Origin of the sequence: Nocardia yamanashiensis NBRC 100130, from assembly GCF_001613325.1 — a bacterium.
Classification (GTDB): Bacteria; Actinomycetota; Actinomycetes; order Mycobacteriales; family Mycobacteriaceae; genus Nocardia; species Nocardia yamanashiensis.
In genome coordinates this window covers 52,787-72,182 of the sequence record NZ_BDCD01000038.1, presented here as the reverse complement: position 1 = coordinate 72,182, position 19,396 = coordinate 52,787, and the positions used below count along the sequence as shown (strand labels likewise).

The window sequence follows — 19,396 nt, the reverse complement described above, 5'->3', positions numbered from 1 at the left end:
GCTGTTACGCAACTGAACTCCGACCACCCACGCAGCACGGCGCCGCTACACCGCCATGGCGTTGGGTTTCGGTGCGGGTACGGCCACATCGACGCCGGTGGGGTGGAAATAGCCTTCGAAATCACCGAAGGGGCCGTGACCGTCGTCGGGCATCTGGGTTGGATTACCGAACGGCACCGGCCTGCGGTTGACCATGATCTGCATGGTGCCGTTCTCGATGACCGCCAAGGCGCTGCGGTTGCTCCAGCGCACCACATCCCCGGTCTTCAGCTCGGTGTCGCTGATCTGCTTCCACGGATGCTCCGGCGACTCCTCGCCCGCAGTGCCCAGGTAGGCGGCGCGGGCGTCGCAGCCGTTGGGATTCTGCGTTTCGCGCCGTAGCGCATCGGCCACCACGGGGGATGCTCGGTCGATCACCGCCTGCACCTCGTCGACCGGAACCGCGCCGGGCGCGGGCGGCGCCGCGATCAGCGGGGGCTCGGCTGGGGCGGAGGCAGGCACGACTCCGGATCGAGGTTCGGCAGACGCCTCGCGGGCTTCCCGGGCTTCCTCTTCGCGACGCTGGGTGCGCTCGGCTTCGTCGTGCAGCCATTTCAGTACTTGGATGACGATGGGGATCGCCATCATCACCATGGGCATGGCCATCATGAGAATCGACGAGAAATCTATTCCGCCGCCACCGGATCCGCCGGCGTTCTGACCGCCGGGGTTGCCCGGCGAACCGGTGGAGCCGACCGGTGGAGGCGTGCCCGGAGGGGTCGTGGCCGGCGGAGGGGTCGTGGCCGGACCGGCGGCACCAGCCTCGATTTTCGAGGTCGCCGCGTCGATCGCCTTGATCAGTTCCTCATTCCCGGCCGGGTTGCCGAGCGGGCCCGGCAGGTCGACTCCGTTGACTGCGGGGTTCGCGGCAGCATTCGCCTTCCCGGCCGCCGCGGCGGCGGCGGCCGCATCCGCCGAAGCCCGCGCGGCTCGCTCAGCTTCCGCCGCGCCTGCCCTACTGGCAGCCAGCTCGTCAAGCGGGCCTGAGTCCAATCCTGCAGCGACCCGCTTGGCTTCGGCCTTCACCTCGTCGACGATCGCGCCTACACGGCCAAGACAGTCGGCGATCGCATCCCCGAGTCGCGTCGCGGTCGCCGCGGTCATCTCGGCACGGACCAGGTCTCGTTTGCTGTCGTACGGGTCACCGGAGCGATCCTGGCTGGCGGTCAGCAACACCTGCCGCAAGTTCTCGATTTCCTTTTTGACCTCCGGCAGTGCCTTCTGGGTGATCGCCAGGATGGACGCGGCGGCCCCTCCCGCCATCAGGTGCAGGGCGCGCAACTGTGTGTTGATCGACTCGAATTTCTCCAGCTGCGAGCTGTACTGGTCAGCCATGCGCCCGTGTTGCGGGCTGGGCAGGTGCGCGTTTCGCAGGAGCTCGTTCAGATCCGGTAATTCGGCAGCCTTTCCGACGCCCAGGCCGTCCACGAGGTCTTGCAGCAGGAGTTGCGCGGTCTCCAGAAAGGCGCGGAGCCATTTCGGTGGTAACGGCGATAAAGCGGGAAGCCGGAGGATTACCCGGAACTCATGCTTCTCCGGATCCGCACGGGCGACGGTCGTCGAGGTGACCTTGCCGTCCTTGTCCAGGACGTTCAGTGTGCCGTCGCTGTTCAGTGCGAGACCGGTGGAACCCGCCTGATCTGTCAGGGTGGAGAAGACAGTCTTCGCGTTTTCGGGTTTGTCGGTGTATTCCTTCACGACCAGCGAACCATCCGGTCCGATGGTCGCCCATCGTGCCCCTGGGCCCTTGAATTCGCCGAGGCCGGCCTGCCATTGGGGCGTTTCGCCATCCTTGCCGTAGATGGTCAGGTCTTTGTTGGCGTCGAACTGCAGCGTGTAGGCGACCTTGCCCTCGCTGTCCTTGACGGTCATCTTCTGGCCGGGGTGAAGGGTATCTCCTACAGACAGGATGTTGTTGTCTAGGCCGAAGACCTTCGGGACGCCGGGTTCGTCCAATGGCGCGCGCTGCCGAAAAGCGGCGTTCGGATTCGTGTTCGTGTACTCCCTGGATCTACCCACGGGGTCCGGGACGGTAGGTCTCGGCTCCGGGGGCGAGAACCGGTCGATGAGCTTGTCCGTATCGACCTCCCGCTGCCCCCATGGGCGAACGAATCGTTCGAGATCTTCGGTGCTCATCTCCGCCCCCTGCCCATGCCGAACCCTAGATGCCCGCCCATGCTCTCTTCGATGGCAAACAATCGAGTGTGTCCTCCTAGAGCCGAACTGGGAGGGCACCGGCGGAGAGCGACGGCTTCCGTGGTCGCCAATGGATCACCTGTTTCCGGGCGTGACGGCAGGCGGCGCGCTGTCGACGGGCGCAACAACACTGGACTGCGGACCTGCTACCAGGCCGCCGGCCGCACCGGCGGAAACGCCTGCTGCTGGAGCAGATACCCGCGCAGGCATGGTGCCTGTCGGCTGCTCCGCGTACCACGGATGCGAAACGATCTGCTGGTGGGCATACAGTGCGTCACGCAAGGTTTGACGGCTGAGGTCACCTGCGAGCAATAGCGCCAGTTCGGTGCAGCGTCGCTCGAACACCAACGCCCGCAATACTTCCGGCTCTCCAACGCTCGGCAGCTCGCCGAAAGCGATTCGCCCGGTATCGATGCGATGGGAGAGCATATCGGCCGCCAATTGTTCGTCCGCGGCGCGTAGGTCGTCCCACAGTGGCCGGGGAATCGGCTGCCCGGCCTCGGCGAGGGCGAGCACCCGCTCGCGCATCGAACGCACGGCGACCGCCTGCGCCGGGGTGCGCACCGCCGCACCGACCTCCATATGCGCCCGCATCGCGAGCTCGAGGCAGCGGGCGCGCAGCATCGAATCCGCCACTGCGGCAGGATCTTCGGCGAGCGGCGGCGAGAACAGGTCGAGACGATCCACGCTGCCGGGAGTCGGTATCCGGAGGTCGAGATCGTAGGCGGGCCCGACCAAACCTTCGGTCGCGACGCCTTCCAGCGCGGCTTGCAGGCTGGGGTCGATGGGGCCGGAGGAGACGAGCGCAGTCAGGGCGCTCTCCGATGCCGGGCCCCAGACGCGGCCGAATTCGGCCAGCACCCGAGCCGGATCGGCGACGCCCTCCCAGGCCGAGGTGACGCGTGGTCCCAGGGTTCTATCCCACTGCCAGGGTGTCGAGATCCCGCTGGGCAGATGGATTCCGGCGGGCAGCCAGCCACGTCCCTCGTTGGAGGTGAGGAACACCACCGGTCCGTCGGGTCCACGCATCACCGACACCGCCCAGGCCAGTCCGACCGCGCTGTTCTCGGTGGCCGCCAGCACCGCGCCGAGCAGGGTGCGAGCGACCTCGAGATCGGTGGTACTCGCGGCGCCGGCTGGGCTGTCGGCGGGCGCGGATCCGTGAGCGGCCACCGCAGCCGCGAACGGCGTGAGGATCGGCGCGGCTGCCCCGGGAGTCGTGGCCGGTGCGGACGTGGTGGGCGTGGAATCCGTTCCGGTGGTGGACGAGGCCGCGAGTGGGTCCGTCCCGGACGGGGCGGCACTGGCACCGGTGCCGGTCCGGGATGACCCGGCCGAGTCGCTCGCGGTTTCCGCGAATGTCCCGCCCGGGATGGCCGTGGTGGCGGCCGGGCCGGATGTGACCGGGCTGTCCGGCCCGGCTACCGTGCCCGGGCCGGCGGTGGCGCCGGGCGTCGCGCCGGTGGTGACCGGCGCGGGACCGGCGGCGGGCGCACCGCCCGCGGCAGGAGACCCTGGCGTCGTGGGCAACTGGTCATCCGGCACGGCGGCCGGAATCGAAGGTGCGGTGACCGGGGTCGAGGGCGCGGCGGGGGGAGCCGAGGGCGAACTCATGGGCGGGACCGAGGTGCTGTCGGGCGCAAACGGAATCGGCGCCGATCCGCCGGCGGCCGGATGACTTGCCCGCGCGTCCGGGTGAGCGCCGAGAAGGTTTGCTCGTCCCTCTTCGTCGGCCTGCGAGAACCTCTCCGCTGCTTCACCGAGCAATCGCGCGGTTTCGCGATGCTGCTCAGCCAGTCGGTGCACGGCGCGTTCCCGGGCGTGGTAGTAGCCGTCGAGTGCTTTGTACACCGGGGCGGCGATGCTGCCGTAAGTTTTGGGGAATTCTTTGAGCCAGTCCTCCGGCCGTTTGCCCCATCGTTCGAGTTCGTCGGCGATATCGAGGTGCTGTTGCCGGAGTCTGAGCAAGTCGTTGCGGTCGGTTTTCAGACGGTCGGACATGCTGACTCCGGCTCCTTTCGCCTCTCCTCTGACCTGACAATTGTCGAGCCTTCCCACAAGTGGGGAATGATCTCGCGGGCGGAAACCTTTTGTCCTGGTTGATGGTTCGAACGCCAATTCCGGTTCTTGACGAATCTCGCCGGGGCATCATGACTTTCGCGGTCCGGCCCCGGCTCTTCGGGCCGCAGTCGGCGAAGTACCGGATGTCAGCGGGTGGTTCGCGATATAGGCATGCGAATATACGGCCGCACGCAACCGATCCCGGCCCGAGGCCTCCTGCGGCGCCAGCAGCAGTTCATTGCAACACCGCTCCAGATGCAGCACCCGCACCGCGGTGAGTGCGGCGCCATCGCGGTCGGCGCGCAACTCCCCCAGCGGAATATCGGTCACCGCGAGGCGCTTGGTCGTCACGGCGGCGGCGATCAAGTAGTCGGCGTCGGACAGCTCCTGGCGTAGCGAGTCCGGCACCGTCGTACCGCGTCGCATCGCATCCAGGACCTGCGCGCGCAATTCGCGTACACCCAGTCCATCCAGCGCGGTGCTGGGACTCAACCGGTCGTGCGCGTCCCGGGCCAGGTCCACACGGCGACGTTCGATGTGACCCTCGGGTACCGCGGCGACGCGTTCGAGCAGTGTCGGCGCGGCCGTAGCGGCGAGCCGGTCCAGCCGACCGGCAGCGGGGACGCTCAGATCGACATCCGGAGCCCCGAGCACACCGTCATCGACCGCGACGCCGGGCAATGCCGCTCGCAGCCGCGGATCGATTGGTCGCGAGGAAACCAGCGCCGTCATCGGAGCGCCCTGCGCGGCCTGCCACAGCAGGGCGAATTCGGCCAGCATCCGAGCTGGATCGTCGATGCCCTCCCACGGTGCGGCGCGGGCACTGTCGAACATCCACGGCGTGCGCACCTCGGGGGGCAGATAGAGCCCGGCGGGCAACCAGCCGCGCCCTTCGTTGGAGGTGAGGAACGCGGTGACGCCGCTGCTGTGGCGGAGCACGGCCACCGCCCAGTCCGGGGCCACCGGCCCGCGGTCCACGGCGGCGAGCACACTGCGCAGCAGGGTCCGGGCCAGCACCAGATCGCCGTCCGTTCGTTCGCCGAGCACACCGGCCGGCGCGGTCGCGGCCATCGCGGCCCCGACCGCCTCGGCCACCGACAGCGCGCCCGGCATGCCCCCCTCCATGCCTTCCCCCTGCGGCGCGGATTCCGAGGTTGTGGGCTGATGCCAGCGTTCCGGCGGGGCGGAACCCGCCCGGGGTCCCGGGGACGCGGGCGTGCCGGAGCTGGGCCGGGCGCCCGTCGGTGACTCACCGCCCGCAGCCGAACCGGCGAGCGATGCGTTGCGGGGTGTCGTTGCCGACCGGTCCTGCGTGTAAGAACCTCCGCCGGGCGAGGATGCCGATCGCGGTGCGGCGGTTCGGGTCTCGGCGGAGGTGCCCGCCCCGGCCGTCGAACCGAGCGCGGACACCGAGCCGGACGCGACACTCGAACCGGACGTGGTCATTCGGGTGGGCGCCGAACCTCCGAACGCCGCCAGCGGTCCGTTCGCGGCTGCTGGGGCGAAGGCGGCCGGAATCGGCGGAGCGAGCGATGCGGTACTCGCATCGCCGGACGTGCGCTGGCCGGAGTCCGCCACCGCGCCGTTCGTATCGTCGAGCTGGGACGCCAGAGAATCGGAGGCTGTTCGCGTCGCGGTGACCGGGTGCTCGTTCGTGGGCGATTCGTGTGTGCCTTCGGACGGTTGCTCGGAATCGGCTGGGGACGAGGGTTTTTCGGACACCTGGTGCATGGCGGTGGAAGTGGCCGGCGCGGCGCCGATTCCTGGCTTTTCGTACCCGGGAGAATCGGTGCCGAGAAGTCCATGTCGGGCCTGCCTGTTCGGCTCGCCCGCAGCCTCGGAGGCCGGGGTGTCGGTTTCGAGTCCGCTCCGGCCGGTTGTTGTATTGATGCCTCGGCCCACGCTGTCGGTCACGGCCGGACCGACGCCATGGGTAGATACTTCACCAGGCGGAAGTTCTTGGCCGCGAACGAGCGCCGTTTCGTATTCCTGGCCGGGTGCGGCCGAATCCGGTGAAGCCGGTGAAGCCGGTGAAGCCGGTGAAGCCGGTGAAGCCGGTGAAGCCGGTGAAGCCGGATAGTGCGCGGGATCCCACGGCGCGCGGGAAGCGGGAACGGTCCCGCCGCCCGTCTGTTCACCGTGCGGTGCGGTCGGCCCGGCAGCCGGTCCGGCGTGCGCTCCGCCGGTGTGCGGTGGGACGCCTGGTTGCCCAAGCAACTCGGTGATGCGAGCGAGGCCGGGGAATCCGTTCACGGTCACCGTGTTCCGCGCGGCGGACACGATGCCGGCGATCTCGGCGCGAGCGGCGCTGACGATCTCGTCCCTGCGCGCCGCACGGTCCTTTTGCGCCGACACGGAATCCTCAGATGCCGAATCATCCTGCGCCGCTTCGGAGTCGAGTGCGCCGAGCTGCGCTTCTGTTTCGTCGACAACGTCCAGTATCCGATTTCTGGTGCGATGCACCAGCGCCGCGGCTTCCTCGTAGACTTCGGCCGCGACGCCCAGGGCTTCGTGCGCCGCTGACAACCGCTTCTGGGTGCTGCGTAGTGCGTCCTTGGCCGCGGTCATGGCCGCGCCGGCGCGGGCCCGTCCTTCGAAGTCGCGCAGTGCCTGTTCGAAGCCGGGCAGGTCGAGGTCGGTGGCGCCGCTTCGTGCCCGCGCCGCCATCGCGTTCCAGTCCTCGGGTCCGATCTCGGGCCAGTGGTCGCCGACGATGGCGTTCCAGTTCGGGTGTTCGAGCCGTTGCTCCACCGGCGTCAGATCGATTCGCGCGCCGCGTGTCTCATACTCCGTGCCGCGCCGATATCGGCGTCGGCAAGCTCCCGCATCGCGGCCGCCACCTGCCCGCGCAGCTGCTCGGGCCGGGCGGCCATGGTCGGCGCGAATTCCTCGATCGCGTCGCACGCCGGCTGCGATACTTCGCTCTTCAGCGCGCGGTCGAGTTCGGAGTGGCCACCGGAGCGGAGCCCGCCGGCGACGCGCAGCAGAACGCCGGATGCGGCGGCCCCGGCGTCCGCGACACGGTCGGCGGCGGCGATGACCGCATCAGGGTCGTCAATGTCGATCTTGTCCGCCATGGCGGGTCTCCCGTACGGGTCAGGGGCGGGCGCTGCCGAATTCGGCGATCTCCATTGCCCGGTAGGCGGATTCGGTCGGCAAGTCGAACGAATCGATGGTGTATGGCAGCGTGCCGTTGCGTTCCATTTCCGCGCGCAGCCCGACCCGGGATTTCATATGCCCGAGGCGAGCCAGGCGCAGGATCTCGGCCGCGAGCCAGGTGTCTCCGTTGTCGCGGGCTTCGTCGGTGAGATGCAGGCCCACGACCTCGCCGTCGCGGTTGCAGGCGACGCCGACCGTGTCGTCGGGGTTGAAAACCTGATAGGTCAGGGTGCGCGGATTCGCGGCGTCGGGGTCGAGTTCGTCGGGTTCGGTGGTCATGCCAGACTCCTACGGTTCAGAGAATCCCGGGTGGATTCGAATCATATTGCGGCGCTTCAGGTTCCATATCCTCGGTGAGCGCGGCCCAGGTGAGGTCGTCGATTCGGAGCACACGCCGCAACTGCCAGAAACGTTCGCCCAGATACAGCCGGCCGGACCCGTCGCGCGCCACCTCCAGCCGATCGGCCGCTTCGAGGCCGGGGGTGAGGGAGATCGTGGTGACCGGCGGTTGCCGATCATCGACGGTGACGATGGTGCCGCCGCCGGGAATGAAGGTCTGCCGGCAGCGATCGCCGGCGTTGATCGTGAGATCCGGGCTGTTGGTGGCGATGGTGACGGTCGGATCCAGCAACAGTTGCGTCACCCACGCGCGCACCGTCGATTCCGGCCGATCGGCATGCACCTCGAGCTCCGCGATATTGGCCAGGTCGAGCACCAGCACCGATTCGGTCTCGGTGACGCCGACCACGACCAGCCGCCGGACGTTCGCCACCGGGCCGGGCAGGTCATCGGCCGGTACGGCCTGCACGTCGGTACCCGGGCCGTGCACCGACGCGGGAAAGGTGGTGACGATGCCGGTGGCGACCTCGACGGTGTAGGCCACCAGCGGAGTGGGCGCGTCGACGCCGATGCCGGCCAGCCGGGCCAGGCCCTCGTCGTGCAGCCAGCGGATCGTGTCGGCGACGGTGACCTCCGGGACACCGGTCATGCCGGCTGCTTCGATTCGTCGGCGGTCTCGGACAGGGGCCACGGATCGGCGTCCATCAACGCCTGGTACTGCCGGCCGGCGTCGGCGGTGCTGTCTCGGATGGCTGCCATGATTTCGGCGACCAAACCGGCGTTGTCGAAGCGTTCGGTGGTGCCGGGTGCCAGGTACAGGTCGGTCAATCGGCCCATGGCGTCGACCTCGGGCAGTACCCCGCCCGAGGGCGAAGGGCGGCGGGCGCGAATGGCATTGATCTTCTCGCGCATGTCCGCGATGCGGTGGCGTAGGTCGCGGGCGGCGTCGAGCGCGGCCTGCACGTCGGGGTGGATGTCACTCACGCGGAGCCTCCTGATTCGGTTGGTGGGTTGGTCGGTCGGTGCTCGTCGGGGAGCTCCGGTTCATCGGCCTCGGCGGCGGCTTCTCCTGCCGGGCATCGCTTCAGCACCGTGACGGCATGCCGTCATCCCGGCGTTCCTATGGCCGGAACCTCGTTGGCAGAGGGGAGATCCCGGCCGGATTCGCGTGGGTGCGACCGAAGCACCGTTTCCGCGCCGAAGGGGGCGCGGAACTGATCGGGACCGAGTTGCGCATCGGTGCTACGCCATTCCCTGGAACATCGCGGCGTCGGGAGCGTGAGTGTTGCGCTTGTGCGCCAACTCGTCATCAGCGACTCTGTATTCGTATGCGGCCCGGGCCTTCAAGGCCGTCTTGAGCACGTGCAGATAGTCGTTCTGAGCGTTGAACAGCTCGATTGGACTGAAATTCTTCCGATCCCGGGCCCCGGTGGCAGGCTCGATCCGCGCGCGGGCCTCACGGATTTCCGATGCAAGCGGGTGATCCTTCTGGACAGTTTCGAAGGCGTGGACGTAGTCGTCCACGTCGGTGCGGAGTTGCTCCATACGGCTGGCGCACTCTGCCAGCTCATCGCGAATTCCGCTCAGCACCAAAGCCATTGCCGCACCGACCGGCTTCCAGCTCTCCCGCACCCGCAGAATATCGTGGGCCAGTTCGGCATCCAGGTCTCGGAGGGCGTCGCGGGTCTTGTGTTCGATCGACTTGACGACGGCTTCAGCAGATCCCGTTCCCGTTCCGTCTCCTGTCTCCAACGCCTCCGCGTATATGGCGGCATCAGCGAAATCTCGTCCTTCGGGCACGACGAAACAGATGTACGCCACCGGCGGCCTCACCCTGCGCGCCGACGTGGACACGAATTCCGCACCGGACTGTCCGCCGCCGCGGACGCGTTGCGCGCCGTCTTCGTCGTTTCGGTCGTATGCGGCACTCGCGTCGCGGATGTACTGCGCGTAACCGAACAACCGGTTGAGGATGACGCAGATCTCCTCATTGCACGACGCGGCGCGGGCATTGAACGCATTCGCCGCGGAGGTCGAACGCGGCTCGGAGCCCGCGGGCATGACTCCGCGATCCGGCAAGCTCTGGAAGGCCTTGTCCGTGGCCGCCGACAACGATTCGGCGAGGCTGTCCAGCACCTCGTGGTCGACGAAAACCGTTACGCCGTCCTCGCTCTCCCCGAATGCTCCGGCCCGGTTGGGTATACCCGCTGCCGGGGCGACGGCGACTCCGGCGTCAGCGAAAGCTTCATCGGCCATGGTTGCTCCTGTCACGCCCACCGGCGCCCGGCGAGCCTGGGATCGCGCGTGGGCACCTGTTCCGAATCGGAATCATCACTCCTGCAACTCGTTTCGATACCTCGTCCCCATGCCGAGATCGGACGCGCCTCATGTGGCGGTCCCCGAATTGGGCTGATTGGCCGGATTGGGCGTCAGCGGTGTCACCGTCGGCACGATGGCGGGCTTCTCACCCATCACCAACTCGGTGTGCGGGGTCGAGTCCTGGTACATCACCCTGGGGGGATGCCATTCGCCGTTGCGAGCCCGATCGCCGCCCGTGGCGGTCGCTTGACCGGGGGCCATAGGCATGTACGGCGAACCATACGGTGTCCCGGCCGCGCCACGAGCCGAGCCTGCGTTCGCTGCGACTGACTCACCGGCCACACGCACCGGCGATCCACTGCTGAGCGCGGTCGCGGGGGCGACCGCGGGCACCGGCGCGATCTGATATCCCCCCGCCGGCGCGGCCCCGGTGTATTCCGAGCCGCCACCACCGCCACCACCACCTCCCCCGCCACCACCGAATGAGGACAGCACAGCCGGCAGTTCGTCCTCGTACGGCTCACCCTCGAGGCCATCGCCGGGTATGGAACGGTCGCCGCCGCCACTCGGGTTCAGCTGGGACACTTTGCCCATCACGTCAGTAAGGATCTGCCCCAGCATGGTCGTCATCGCCGAGGAGTCACCGGAGGAGGCGCTACCGCCGGTCGCGGACGCACCCGTGTTCTTCGGAGGCCCAGGCTCGGGTGTGGTTCCCGTCCCGGCTTCCTTCTCCTGTTTCACGAGATCCACCTGCGCGGTGTAATCGGCCTTCACCATGTCCGCGACGCCGAGAATCTTGGCCAGCTTGGCCAGAGCGATCGAGTGGTCCAGCGCGCTTTTCGTCTTGTCCAGCGCTTCCTTTCTGGCGCGCTCTATTACTTCCGCTTCCGGATGGTGGGCGGAGGCGGATTGGAAAGCGGTGGCGTAGGCTTCGGCATCGCCGGCCAGTCGTACCATCCGCTCGCCGAGAACATCCAATTCGGAACGAATCTTCACCACTTCGGGAACCTTCGCGACTCCGTGCGGTTCCCATCTCCCCAGTGTCGAAATGGCCGCGTCGACCGCGCCCAGAACGCTTGTATGGTCATTGGCGAAATATCGGCGCAGTGAGTGGGCGAAGGCTCGAGCCGAGTCGGCTCCCGGCCCCCCGTGCAGTTGGGCGGCGTATTTGGCGGGGTCGGCCACCGGCGCGACGGGTTCGACGGCTGGTCGGTGGATCGTGGTTTCGTCGGGCAGCTGCGACCCGGGGCCGCCGGGATTGCCGTCGGCGCCATAGTGGTCCATGAACATGCGGGTCCCGCCGCGACCGTACCCACCTTGAATCAGGTGAGCCCAGGATTCGTCGCCTTCCCCGTATTCACCTGATGCCCGGCCGACCACGCCGCCGAGCTGGGTCAGTGTCGCGAGCTGTTCCAGCAGCTCGGCCTGAATGTTGGCGTGGGTTCTGTTGAAAGCCTCCGCAGCCTGTGCCGATTGTGCTTCGTGACCTGCGGGCCGGACCCATTCCCCGGGTCGCGCCAGGCGTGCGGCCGCGACCGCGGTCTGCAAATTTCGCCCGAGGTCGTACAACTCGCTGGGTTCGACTTTGAGATTGCCGTCTGCCATTTCCCTGTCCGATCACACTGCCGGCAAGGCGGTCGCCGAGGCGGTCGCGGACGTAGCCGGATCGATCATCGGAACCGCCGCGTCGCCGGTCTTCGCTGTCGCGCTCGGGAGTTCGATGCCGGGCGGATGCCGGAAGCCCGCGAAGTCGCCGAATCCGCTGCTGCCGCCGGTGGTTTCCGGGAGCGGAACGAGCTTGCCGTCGATGATCACCTCGAGCATGCCGTCGGCTCCCGTCCCTTGAACCCGTACGAGGGCGGTGCGGTCGGGGTTCTCCCACACTGCGACAGCGCCGGTGACCAACTGCATCGGGTCCTTGCGGTCGCCGATGTTCTTGTTGTCGGTCCATTTCGCCGCAGTGTCGGCGTACGCCTGCTGTGCGTCGGCGGCGGCCGGTTTCTCGGCCGCGGCGACCTGATCCTTGTGGACCCCGGCTGCCATCAGCGCTTTATGCACCAGCGGTGAAACCATCTGCGAGACACTGTCGTAGAAGTCGAAAGTCACACCCTTGTCGCCTTCGGCGGGACTGTTCAGGGCAGGCTGCGCGGTGGGTTGGGCAGCGGGCTGCGCGCCATTGCCGGCGGGGGGCGTGGCATTGGGTTGCGCGACCGGCTGGGAGGCGGGGTTGGCCGAGGGCGCGCCCGGTGCCTGCGCGGCCACGGCGGGCACGGCCCGCACCGGCTCGTGCTCGTCCCGATCCCGTGAGGAGCGTTCTCGATACTGGTCGTCGTCACCGAAGCGGTCGAAAGGATTGTTCTGGCCGTACATGCCACCCATTCCGCCGTACGGCGACGACCACGGGTTTCCGCCGCCCCAGTCCGCGACCGGACGAGCTCCCGATACCCCGGGAGGCTCGGCGGACGCCGGAGGACTGGTCGAGGGAGGCATGGTCTCCGAGCCGGGGCGTGTGGTCGAGCCGGGCGCGGGGGTATCAGTGCCCGTGGGGTCCAACGCGTCCCGCAGAGCCTTCTCGACAGCGTCGTTCTTGCCGGCCGGTGGATCGAAGATTTTCGACAGCCGGTCGTAGTCCACGCCGCTGTCGAGCCTCGACCCCGGCAGTGTGGAGTTCAGCCCCTGATTGGTTTCGCTCGCTTGCAGCCGACGCTGCAATTCCGAGAGTATTTGCGAATTGGGATCGAGAGAGGGACGACGGTCATCCTTCCCGTCACCCGTCCCGTCACCCTTTGCGTCAGCCTTGTCTTGAGCCGCCTTCTTCAACTGTGCTATTTCCGCATCCTTCTCTGCAATAGTCTTACCCAGGTCGTCAATTGCAGGTTTCCATTCCATCATTCTGGTGGCATAGACGTTGTGCGCATAGAGGATAGAATCCAATACATGAAGGTCCTCCGAACCACCATCGACAGGCGGAGAGCTGGCATTGGCATTTATCTTACGAACCAACTCGATTAGCTCGGATCGAATCTGAGAATTGATATTCTCAGCCGCTTTTGCCGCCTTTGCGATAGCCTTGTCGGCTTCTTTCAGATGCTCGACAATTTGGTCATATTGGTCGCGACGTTCCATATAACTCGTCGCCGTGTAGCCATGCTCCTTCATTACGCCTTCGGACAACAAGGACATCTGCGGCATATCGCCAAGCACAGGCGGCGGTAGCGTGGCACCCGTTCCAAGGCTGTCGAAGGTCGCGTAGATCTTCTGAGCAAGTTCGACGTAAAATCTCTCGGTTTCATCAGATAGTCTGTATTTCGGAGGCCATTTCTCCAATTCACCTTTATCTGGTATCTTAATCAGCTCTTCCAGCATATTGGATCACCTCCTTAGTGATTGCACAAGCCATCCGATTGTAACGAGATCTTTCCTGAATTACGAAGAAGCTTGAGTAGCGGCTGATTTCCTGCTTCCCAAAACCGGTTTATATGGAATTTCTCGAGTAGGAATGGTGCCATAGTCTCGACCGAAGAACATCTCACCCAAACGGTTACCGCCATAGGCGCCGGGAGCTGCGCCAAAAATTGCTCCGCGCACAGGACGCTTCACCGGCGCTACGAGATGACCCCAGCGACTGAAAATACTTCCGCCATTCTTTCCAAATGCCTTGGTTAAACTGGGGAACAGAAGCGGCAGACGTTTTATCGCCTCACCGAAGATCTTCTTGGTGGCGAAGCCGACCAGGGTCCCACCTGCCGCGGATGTCGCGCCGGCAAGCGCTGCCTTCCCCATTACTGATCCGCTCGTGAGGCTCTCGCCGTCGATGGCCGAACCTATCGCACTACCAGCGAATGCCATCACCCCCGCGCCCCATGGACCGGCTGCCATCCCGATGAGACCTCCGATGGTGCTGAGGTTGTCGGACCATCCCATCGAGAACTCCTCACCCGGCCGGGCGCGCGATCTCGTCTCCGCACCGCTACATCCACGACGAAACAAGCTGGGCCCGAACCTGTTCCGGGCGGCCTTCGGCTGTATTCTCTTGGATTCCCAATTGTGGGAACGAATTCCAGCGCTTCCGGCCGTCGCTGCGGACCCCCACGATTGGGAACGGTTGTTCCGCGCGGGTCCTTACTCTGAGTCGATGGTGCAGACGACGCCTTCACAGCCGCCCGCCGCGCCGTCCGGCGACGGTCCGCGACGTTCGGTGACCGCGGAGTTCCGCGCGCGGTGGCCGTATGCGGTCTCGGCGATCGCGAGCGTGGTGCTGCTGTTCATGATGGTCCGTCCGTGGATGGTCGCCTCGGGATGGGATGGCAAGGCCACCGTCGATGCGTTCGGCCGGATACGCCGCACCACAAGGCATTTGAACCTGTGGTCGCAGGCTCCCCCGCCCGGTGCGCAGGTGGGCGCGCTGTGGGCGATCCTCATTGTGGTCGCGACCCTGGTGCTGGTGGTCGCGGCGTGGCAGGCGGTGTTCCGGGGGAACGAGACCGCCGGTGCGGTGACCGCCCTGGCGGCGGTCGCGATCGCGATCTTCGTTCTCGCTCAGACGTTCACCCTGCAGAGCAAGATCCCGGAGGTGGGCAAAGCGCTCGGTATGGGAAGTGATCTGGGACCTCAGATCGGCATGGTGGTCGGCGCGTTGCGCGGCACCTCCCCCTACCCTTGGCCGGCGGATGCCGCTTCCTCGCTCCGCGCGTCCGCGCTGACCGAGTGGGCTTACGCCTCGATCGCGGTGTCTTTCCTGTCGGCGGCGGTCTCGGTGCTTCGTTCCTGGCGTAGCGGGCTGCGCACGATCGCGGCCTTCGCGAGCAAACTGCTGTAGACGCGCATCCGATTCGATTCCGACCGAGGCTGATTCGACATGGGTAGTGCGTCCGTCCTCCGCAACCGGGACTTTCTGCTGCTGTGGTCCGGCAATGCGGCTTCGCATGTCGGCCTGCAGGGCGTCCGGATCGCCTATCCACTACTGACGCTGCTGTTGACCGATTCCGCGGTCGCGGCGAGCCTGGTGGCGTTCGCGCTCGCCTTGCCGGGCTTGATCTTCGAGATTCCCGCCGGGGTCGTGGCCGACTATCGGGACCGGCGCCGCACTCTGATCGCCTGCCAGCGCCTGGGTTTGATATCCACGCTGCTGGCAGCGGTCGTGATCACGATGCGCCCGCCGGGACTGGCGCTGTTTCTGGCTGCGGCCGCGTTCGCCGAAGGCGCGGCCTACGTCTTCTTCAACACCAGTGAGCTGGTGCTGGTGCGCGATGTCGTGGCCGAGCCGCAACGCGCGGCCGCGTTCTCCTTCCTCGAGGCCGAGCAACCGATCGCCAATATGGCCGGCCGGTCGATGGGCGCTGTCACGCTCGGCATCGCGCGGTCGCTGCCGTTCCTGGCCAATGCGGCGTCGTACCTCTACTGCCTGTGGACCCTGTCGAAGATGCGAACCAGGGCACCTGACCCGTCCGAGTCGAATACGACTGCGCCCGAGCGCATCTGGAACTGGAATCACGCGTGGGCAGGTCTGCGCGGCATGTGGTCCGAGCCGTTCGCCAGGGACTCGACGGCGATTCTCGGCGCGGCCAATATCCTGTTCCAGATTCTGATCCTGTTGCTCACGGTGAAGGTCAAGGACGGCGGCCATCCGGCGTGGGTGATCGGCATGGTCTTGGGCACCACCGGCCTCGGCGGGCTACTCGGTGCGATACCGGCGGCCGCGGTGGCCGATCGGATCAACCCGCGCATCGCGCTCACGGCGATGCTGTGGGCGTGGGTCTTTCTGTGTGTGCCCATCGCGCTGTTCGACAATCCGCTGGTGCTGGGGGTGTGCTGGATGGGTCTGGGCTTCGCCGCGCCGATCGGCAACGTGTCTCTCACCATGTACCGGGTCCGGGCTTTCCCGCAGGGGATGGTGGGGCGAATCTTCGCGGCCACGAAGCTGATGGGCCACGCCGGCACCGCGTCCGGCGCCCTGCTGTCGGGCACTCTGCTTACCCTGCTCGGTTCTTCGGCGACGGGCTGGATAATTGTGCTGGCCATGCTGCTGATGGCACGACGCGCCCGCCGCTTGGCCGACCCGCGGCCTCCCGCTCCCCCGGAGCCGACCGGCCCGCCGAACTGGATCACTCGCGTCTCCCACGACGGGCGGCGAGGCTAGCGTGGAGCCCGCGAACTCCGATCGCGCGTCAAGGCGCTCCGACGGCGCTGGTCGACAGGTAGCGGAGCAGTGGTACCGGTTCGACTTCGGGCCCGACAACCCGATAGACGTGCGCGGCGACCTCCGGGTGGTCCCTGAGGACGGGAAAGGCGTTGTCCCCATACAGTTTCGGTAGCGACACGGCCAATCCTGCCCATGCTTGCGGGCGCAGTGGATCGTCGCGCAGCTCGCCGCTGTACCGCGCGAGTGCCTCACTCAGGTATCCGGAGAGCAATGCCCGATCCGCGGACGTGTGTTGCACCTCGTTCGAAGCGGTCAGCGCACGGCCGCCGGGGATCTTCAGCAACGCTGCCAGGGGCAGCCGCCGGTGGCTGTCGGGGATCTTTTCCTGTGGTGCTGCAGTGGATTTCACCTCAACAGTGATCGGCCGGTCCAGCCACCAACCGGCCGCCAAAGTGGCGACCACATCTGGATTCGGCACCAGATTGCGTACCCGCCAAAAGGTTTCGTGTGCCGTGGCGGACCAGCGGGCCGCGCCGCGGGCAGCTGCCGGCACCCGCTCGCGGGCCCAGGGACGCATGGCCGCGGACAGGGTGGTCAGGAACCGGGTGCCCGCCTCGGTCAGCAGGCCCGAGGCCAGCGCCTGATCTATGGCCATGCCGACCTGCAACCGCCACAGTTCGAAGTCGGCGTGCGATTGCAGCTCACCGTGGCATTCGGAATGCCGGTGCGTCCGCCAGAAGTCGGTGACGCCGAAGAAGGCGTAGATGCCGTGCATGAGCCCGTGGATGGGCCGGGGGTCATCGCGCCAGGGCGCATAGAAGCGCGGTTCGGGGTCGGCGGTGAACAGCTCCACCTGATCGATGAGCAGGTTGAATTTGGTGTGCTGGATTTCGTGGACCAGGGTCAGGGCCAGCTGGCACGGATCGGCCGGCGCGGTGGTGTAGACGCACCCGACCCCGATGGCGGCAGTGTGACTGGTGGCATCGACGACCGGGTGCGTGGTCAGCGGGGCGAGGCTGCGCAGCGCTTTGCGCATCGGGGTGGCACAGGCGGGCATCTCGTGGGTGAGCAGCGCCCATGCTGAGGCGAAATCGGCTTGCCATTGCCGGGATTGTGCGGCGTCCAGGCGTGGGGTCGCACCCAGATCCGGGACTACCCGGTAGGGGTCGAGGTCATCGAGCAGCACGGGCGGTTCGGTGTCGCCGCCGCGCACGAATCGCAGCGGCAGCCATCTCGGATCGGATTCTGTTGCGCTGGAACGGATTCGCATGCTGCCGAAATCGCCGGTGAACGTCAGCTCGCCGTCGGCGTTCCAGTTCATCTCACAGGGCCCGCAGTAGCCCGGCTCGTCCAGGCGCGCCAGTCCGAGACCGGGCAGCATGATCACGCCGTCACGGACCCGCAATGCCATCCGCCCGTGCGGACGGCATACGGCCGCCGCGGCGGCCGCGAGCCAGCCGAGGTAGGCCAGCTCGGCCTCGACCGGGAATTCCGCGGCGGAGCTGTGGTCCGCGCCGGTGGTGGAGGTCAGCGCGCGGTTGAGCCAGGGGCCGGTGTGGGGGTAGCACAGCATGTCCGACACGACGCCGGGGTGCTCGAGTTGCAGGTCCGCCAGCACCCGGAAAGCCGCCGCCAATTCCAGCGCGAGGTCCGGGCGGACGTCCTCGGTGCAGCTCATCAGTGTGCGCAGCATCATGACCCGCAGCCCAAACAGGCCGTCCGTCAATGCCGCCACCCCGGATTCGCTGCCGTATCCGGAGCTCAGGTCGAGTGCTACGTCGAGGGTTTCGCTGTCGGCTGCGGGCATGGCTGGTCTCCTGACGGGGTCGATACCGAGACGCCGAGCGCACCCTCCACCTCGGTCCGGACGCGGGCGTGGATGTGCTCGATGAGCGTGGTGAGGTCGGCGCAGTACACCGACCTATTACGGAAGCCGCTGCCTTGCCGGTAGCGGTGCACGTAATGGCCGCCGCCGCAGATCCGCTGCAGCGGGCAGGCACGGCATTCGGGCCCCAGTGCGTCGATGCCGATCTGGCGGGCGATCATCGACGGTTCCCACAGCGCCAGGTCCAGCGGGTTGCCCTCGCCGGTCACGGTGAGGCGCGCCGCGCCGTCGAAGGCCGACTTCAGCTCGTCGACTTGCTCGAGTGAGCCGTCGGTTTCGATGACGGCGAGTCGAATGGGTTCCAGGCCCACGGTTTCCGATACCGGATGCCCGCCCACCAGCAAGCCGATGATGTCATCGAAAAGCCGGATGCGGACGCGTTGTTGTGGATCGTCGTACCAGTGGTCGAAGATGGCGATGAGCCAGTCGGCGTAAGGCGTGCTCGCATCGGGTTCGCGGCCCGGCGGCGGGTTCGTCCAATTGCCGTGCGGCACCAGGAAATCCATGGCGGGCGGTTGGAAACGGCACAGCTCCTCATAGGTGCGCACCGGATCGTTGGCCAGGTCGACGGTGCACAGCAAGCCCGAGAACAGGGGGCGGTACGCCGGGTCGAGCAGCCTGCCCAGTCCGGCCGCGACTCGGGTGTAGCTGCCGCGTCCGGCACGGTCGAGCCGGTGGCGATCGTGCTCGGTCTCGCCCCCGTCGATGCTCACCCCGATCCGGACGTTCCAGCGCTCACAGATCCGCAGCACGTCCTCGTCGATCAGCACGCCATTGGTTTGCATGCCCAGGTGCACGGCGATGTCCGGCTCCAGGATCTCGCGGGCGGTCCGCGCGAAGTAGTCGAGTTCACCGGGGCCGACCAGCAGCGGCTCGCCGCCGTGGAACACCAGGCTGACCGAGGTGAGACCGAATCGGCGGGCATGGTCGCCGATGGTCCGGCACGCGCGATCGAAGACCGGGCGGGTCATCGCTTTGGGTTTGGACCGCCAGCTCTGATCGGCCATCTCATAGACATAGCAGTAGTCACAGGCCAGGTTGCAGCGCCCGTGAATCTTCATCACGAATTCGCTGAACGCGAACGGCTTCCAGCCTTTGCGGCGCAATTCGGCGAAGTCCAATCCCCAATCGGGCCAAGGTAATTCCTCCACGAACTGCGGCATCGGCGACGCCCTTTCCTGTGATGTCCGGGTTATCCCGCACAGCGAGCCGTGAGCCGGCAGACCGGAAGCCCACGGCGCGCTGCCGCCGGCGAG

At 67.0% G+C, this 19,396-nt stretch carries 16 protein-coding genes and 1 pseudogene; 3 read left to right on the top strand and 14 right to left on the bottom strand.

Features of this window, described 5'->3' with window-relative positions:
• Positions 1 to 45: 45 nt before the first annotated feature.
• Both NY1_RS35455 and NY1_RS44880 read right to left on the bottom strand, forming a co-directional pair.
• Entirely contained in the window at positions 46 to 2,175 is a 2,130-nt protein-coding gene (locus NY1_RS35455) for a hypothetical protein (RefSeq protein ID WP_157762661.1), read from the bottom strand.
• 135 nt (positions 2,176 to 2,310) lie between these two features.
• Positions 2,311 to 3,408, bottom strand: coding sequence for a hypothetical protein (locus NY1_RS44880; protein WP_067721543.1), 1,098 nt, complete (start codon positions 3,406 to 3,408; stop codon positions 2,311 to 2,313).
• 46 nt (positions 3,409 to 3,454) lie between these two features.
• On the opposite strand from NY1_RS44880, the gene NY1_RS44875 reads away from it, so the two are divergent.
• Positions 3,455 to 3,913, top strand: a complete 459-nt coding sequence (locus NY1_RS44875; RefSeq protein ID WP_067721542.1) for a hypothetical protein — start codon at positions 3,455 to 3,457, stop codon at positions 3,911 to 3,913.
• 89 nt (positions 3,914 to 4,002) lie between these two features.
• Here NY1_RS44875 and NY1_RS45475 read toward each other — a convergent pair.
• The 10 genes and pseudogenes from NY1_RS45475 to NY1_RS43340 all read right to left on the bottom strand — a co-directional run.
• Positions 4,003 to 4,236: pseudogene (locus NY1_RS45475) on the bottom strand (hypothetical protein); the annotation flags it as partial.
• A 147-nt stretch (positions 4,237 to 4,383) separates the two neighbouring features.
• Complete coding sequence (locus NY1_RS43355; protein WP_067721540.1) at positions 4,384 to 7,047, bottom strand: hypothetical protein; 2,664 nt, start codon at positions 7,045 to 7,047, stop codon at positions 4,384 to 4,386.
• 5 nt (positions 7,048 to 7,052) lie between these two features.
• On the bottom strand, positions 7,053 to 7,373 hold the full coding sequence (locus NY1_RS35430) for a hypothetical protein (RefSeq protein WP_067721539.1): 321 nt from the start codon (positions 7,371 to 7,373) through the stop codon (positions 7,053 to 7,055).
• A gap of 19 nt (positions 7,374 to 7,392) precedes the next feature.
• Positions 7,393 to 7,734 (bottom strand): hypothetical protein, encoded by a 342-nt coding sequence (locus NY1_RS35425; RefSeq protein ID WP_067721538.1) that lies wholly within the window; start codon positions 7,732 to 7,734, stop codon positions 7,393 to 7,395.
• A 16-nt stretch (positions 7,735 to 7,750) separates the two neighbouring features.
• Positions 7,751 to 8,443, bottom strand: a complete 693-nt coding sequence (locus tag NY1_RS35420) for a hypothetical protein (RefSeq protein WP_067721537.1) — start codon at positions 8,441 to 8,443, stop codon at positions 7,751 to 7,753.
• Complete coding sequence (locus tag NY1_RS35415) at positions 8,440 to 8,778, bottom strand: YbaB/EbfC family nucleoid-associated protein (RefSeq protein WP_067721536.1); 339 nt, start codon at positions 8,776 to 8,778, stop codon at positions 8,440 to 8,442. Before NY1_RS35415 ends, NY1_RS35420 begins: the two co-directional genes overlap by 4 nt.
• 258 nt (positions 8,779 to 9,036) lie before the next feature.
• Positions 9,037 to 10,050, bottom strand: coding sequence for a hypothetical protein (locus tag NY1_RS35410; RefSeq protein ID WP_067721535.1), 1,014 nt, complete (start codon positions 10,048 to 10,050; stop codon positions 9,037 to 9,039).
• A gap of 129 nt (positions 10,051 to 10,179) precedes the next feature.
• Entirely contained in the window at positions 10,180 to 11,718 is a 1,539-nt protein-coding gene (locus tag NY1_RS43350; RefSeq protein WP_067721534.1) for a hypothetical protein, read from the bottom strand.
• Between the two features lie 12 nt (positions 11,719 to 11,730).
• Positions 11,731 to 13,479: a PT domain-containing protein gene (locus NY1_RS43345; RefSeq protein WP_157762660.1), complete on the bottom strand. Its 1,749-nt coding sequence runs from the start codon at positions 13,477 to 13,479 to the stop codon at positions 11,731 to 11,733.
• A 60-nt stretch (positions 13,480 to 13,539) separates the two neighbouring features.
• The gene (locus NY1_RS43340) at positions 13,540 to 14,037 is read right to left on the bottom strand and encodes a hypothetical protein (RefSeq protein WP_157762659.1); all 498 of its coding nucleotides are present in this window, start codon (positions 14,035 to 14,037) and stop codon (positions 13,540 to 13,542) included.
• 211 nt (positions 14,038 to 14,248) lie between these two features.
• Here NY1_RS43340 and NY1_RS35395 point away from each other — a divergent pair, with 211 nt between their 5' ends.
• The gene (locus tag NY1_RS35395; RefSeq protein ID WP_067721532.1) at positions 14,249 to 14,932 is read left to right on the top strand and encodes a hypothetical protein; all 684 of its coding nucleotides are present in this window, start codon (positions 14,249 to 14,251) and stop codon (positions 14,930 to 14,932) included.
• Positions 14,933 to 14,971: 39 nt separating this feature from the next.
• Entirely contained in the window at positions 14,972 to 16,252 is a 1,281-nt protein-coding gene (locus tag NY1_RS35390; protein ID WP_067721531.1) for an MFS transporter, read from the top strand.
• A 28-nt stretch (positions 16,253 to 16,280) separates the two neighbouring features.
• Here NY1_RS35390 and NY1_RS35385 read toward each other — a convergent pair whose 3' ends face one another.
• Positions 16,281 to 18,062, bottom strand: a complete 1,782-nt coding sequence (locus NY1_RS35385; RefSeq protein WP_067721530.1) for an HEXXH motif domain-containing protein — start codon at positions 18,060 to 18,062, stop codon at positions 16,281 to 16,283.
• The gene (locus tag NY1_RS35380; protein WP_067721529.1) at positions 18,029 to 19,303 is read right to left on the bottom strand and encodes an FxsB family cyclophane-forming radical SAM/SPASM peptide maturase; all 1,275 of its coding nucleotides are present in this window, start codon (positions 19,301 to 19,303) and stop codon (positions 18,029 to 18,031) included. Before NY1_RS35380 ends, NY1_RS35385 begins: the two co-directional genes overlap by 34 nt.
• Positions 19,304 to 19,396 lie beyond the last annotated feature (93 nt).

What these genes read in the sequence shown, in the direction of transcription:
- NY1_RS35455 (WP_157762661.1), bottom strand. Translation starts at nt 2,175, where the DNA reads ATGAGCACCGAAGATCTCGAACGATTCGTTCGCCCATGGGGGCAGCGG.
- NY1_RS35430 (WP_067721539.1), bottom strand. Translation starts at nt 7,373, where the DNA reads ATGGCGGACAAGATCGACATTGACGACCCTGATGCGGTCATCGCCGCC.
- NY1_RS35425 (WP_067721538.1), bottom strand. Translation starts at nt 7,734, where the DNA reads ATGACCACCGAACCCGACGAACTCGACCCCGACGCCGCGAATCCGCGC.
- NY1_RS35420 (WP_067721537.1), bottom strand. Translation starts at nt 8,443, where the DNA reads ATGACCGGTGTCCCGGAGGTCACCGTCGCCGACACGATCCGCTGGCTG.
- NY1_RS35410 (WP_067721535.1), bottom strand. Translation starts at nt 10,050, where the DNA reads ATGGCCGATGAAGCTTTCGCTGACGCCGGAGTCGCCGTCGCCCCGGCA.
- NY1_RS43350 (WP_067721534.1), bottom strand. Translation starts at nt 11,718, where the DNA reads ATGGCAGACGGCAATCTCAAAGTCGAACCCAGCGAGTTGTACGACCTC.
- NY1_RS43345 (WP_157762660.1), bottom strand. Translation starts at nt 13,479, where the DNA reads ATGCTGGAAGAGCTGATTAAGATACCAGATAAAGGTGAATTGGAGAAA.
- NY1_RS43340 (WP_157762659.1), bottom strand. Translation starts at nt 14,037, where the DNA reads ATGGGATGGTCCGACAACCTCAGCACCATCGGAGGTCTCATCGGGATG.
- NY1_RS35395 (WP_067721532.1), top strand. Translation starts at nt 14,249, where the DNA reads ATGGTGCAGACGACGCCTTCACAGCCGCCCGCCGCGCCGTCCGGCGAC.
- NY1_RS35390 (WP_067721531.1), top strand. Translation starts at nt 14,972, where the DNA reads ATGGGTAGTGCGTCCGTCCTCCGCAACCGGGACTTTCTGCTGCTGTGG.
- NY1_RS35385 (WP_067721530.1), bottom strand. Translation starts at nt 18,062, where the DNA reads ATGCCCGCAGCCGACAGCGAAACCCTCGACGTAGCACTCGACCTGAGC.
- NY1_RS35380 (WP_067721529.1), bottom strand. Translation starts at nt 19,303, where the DNA reads ATGCCGCAGTTCGTGGAGGAATTACCTTGGCCCGATTGGGGATTGGAC.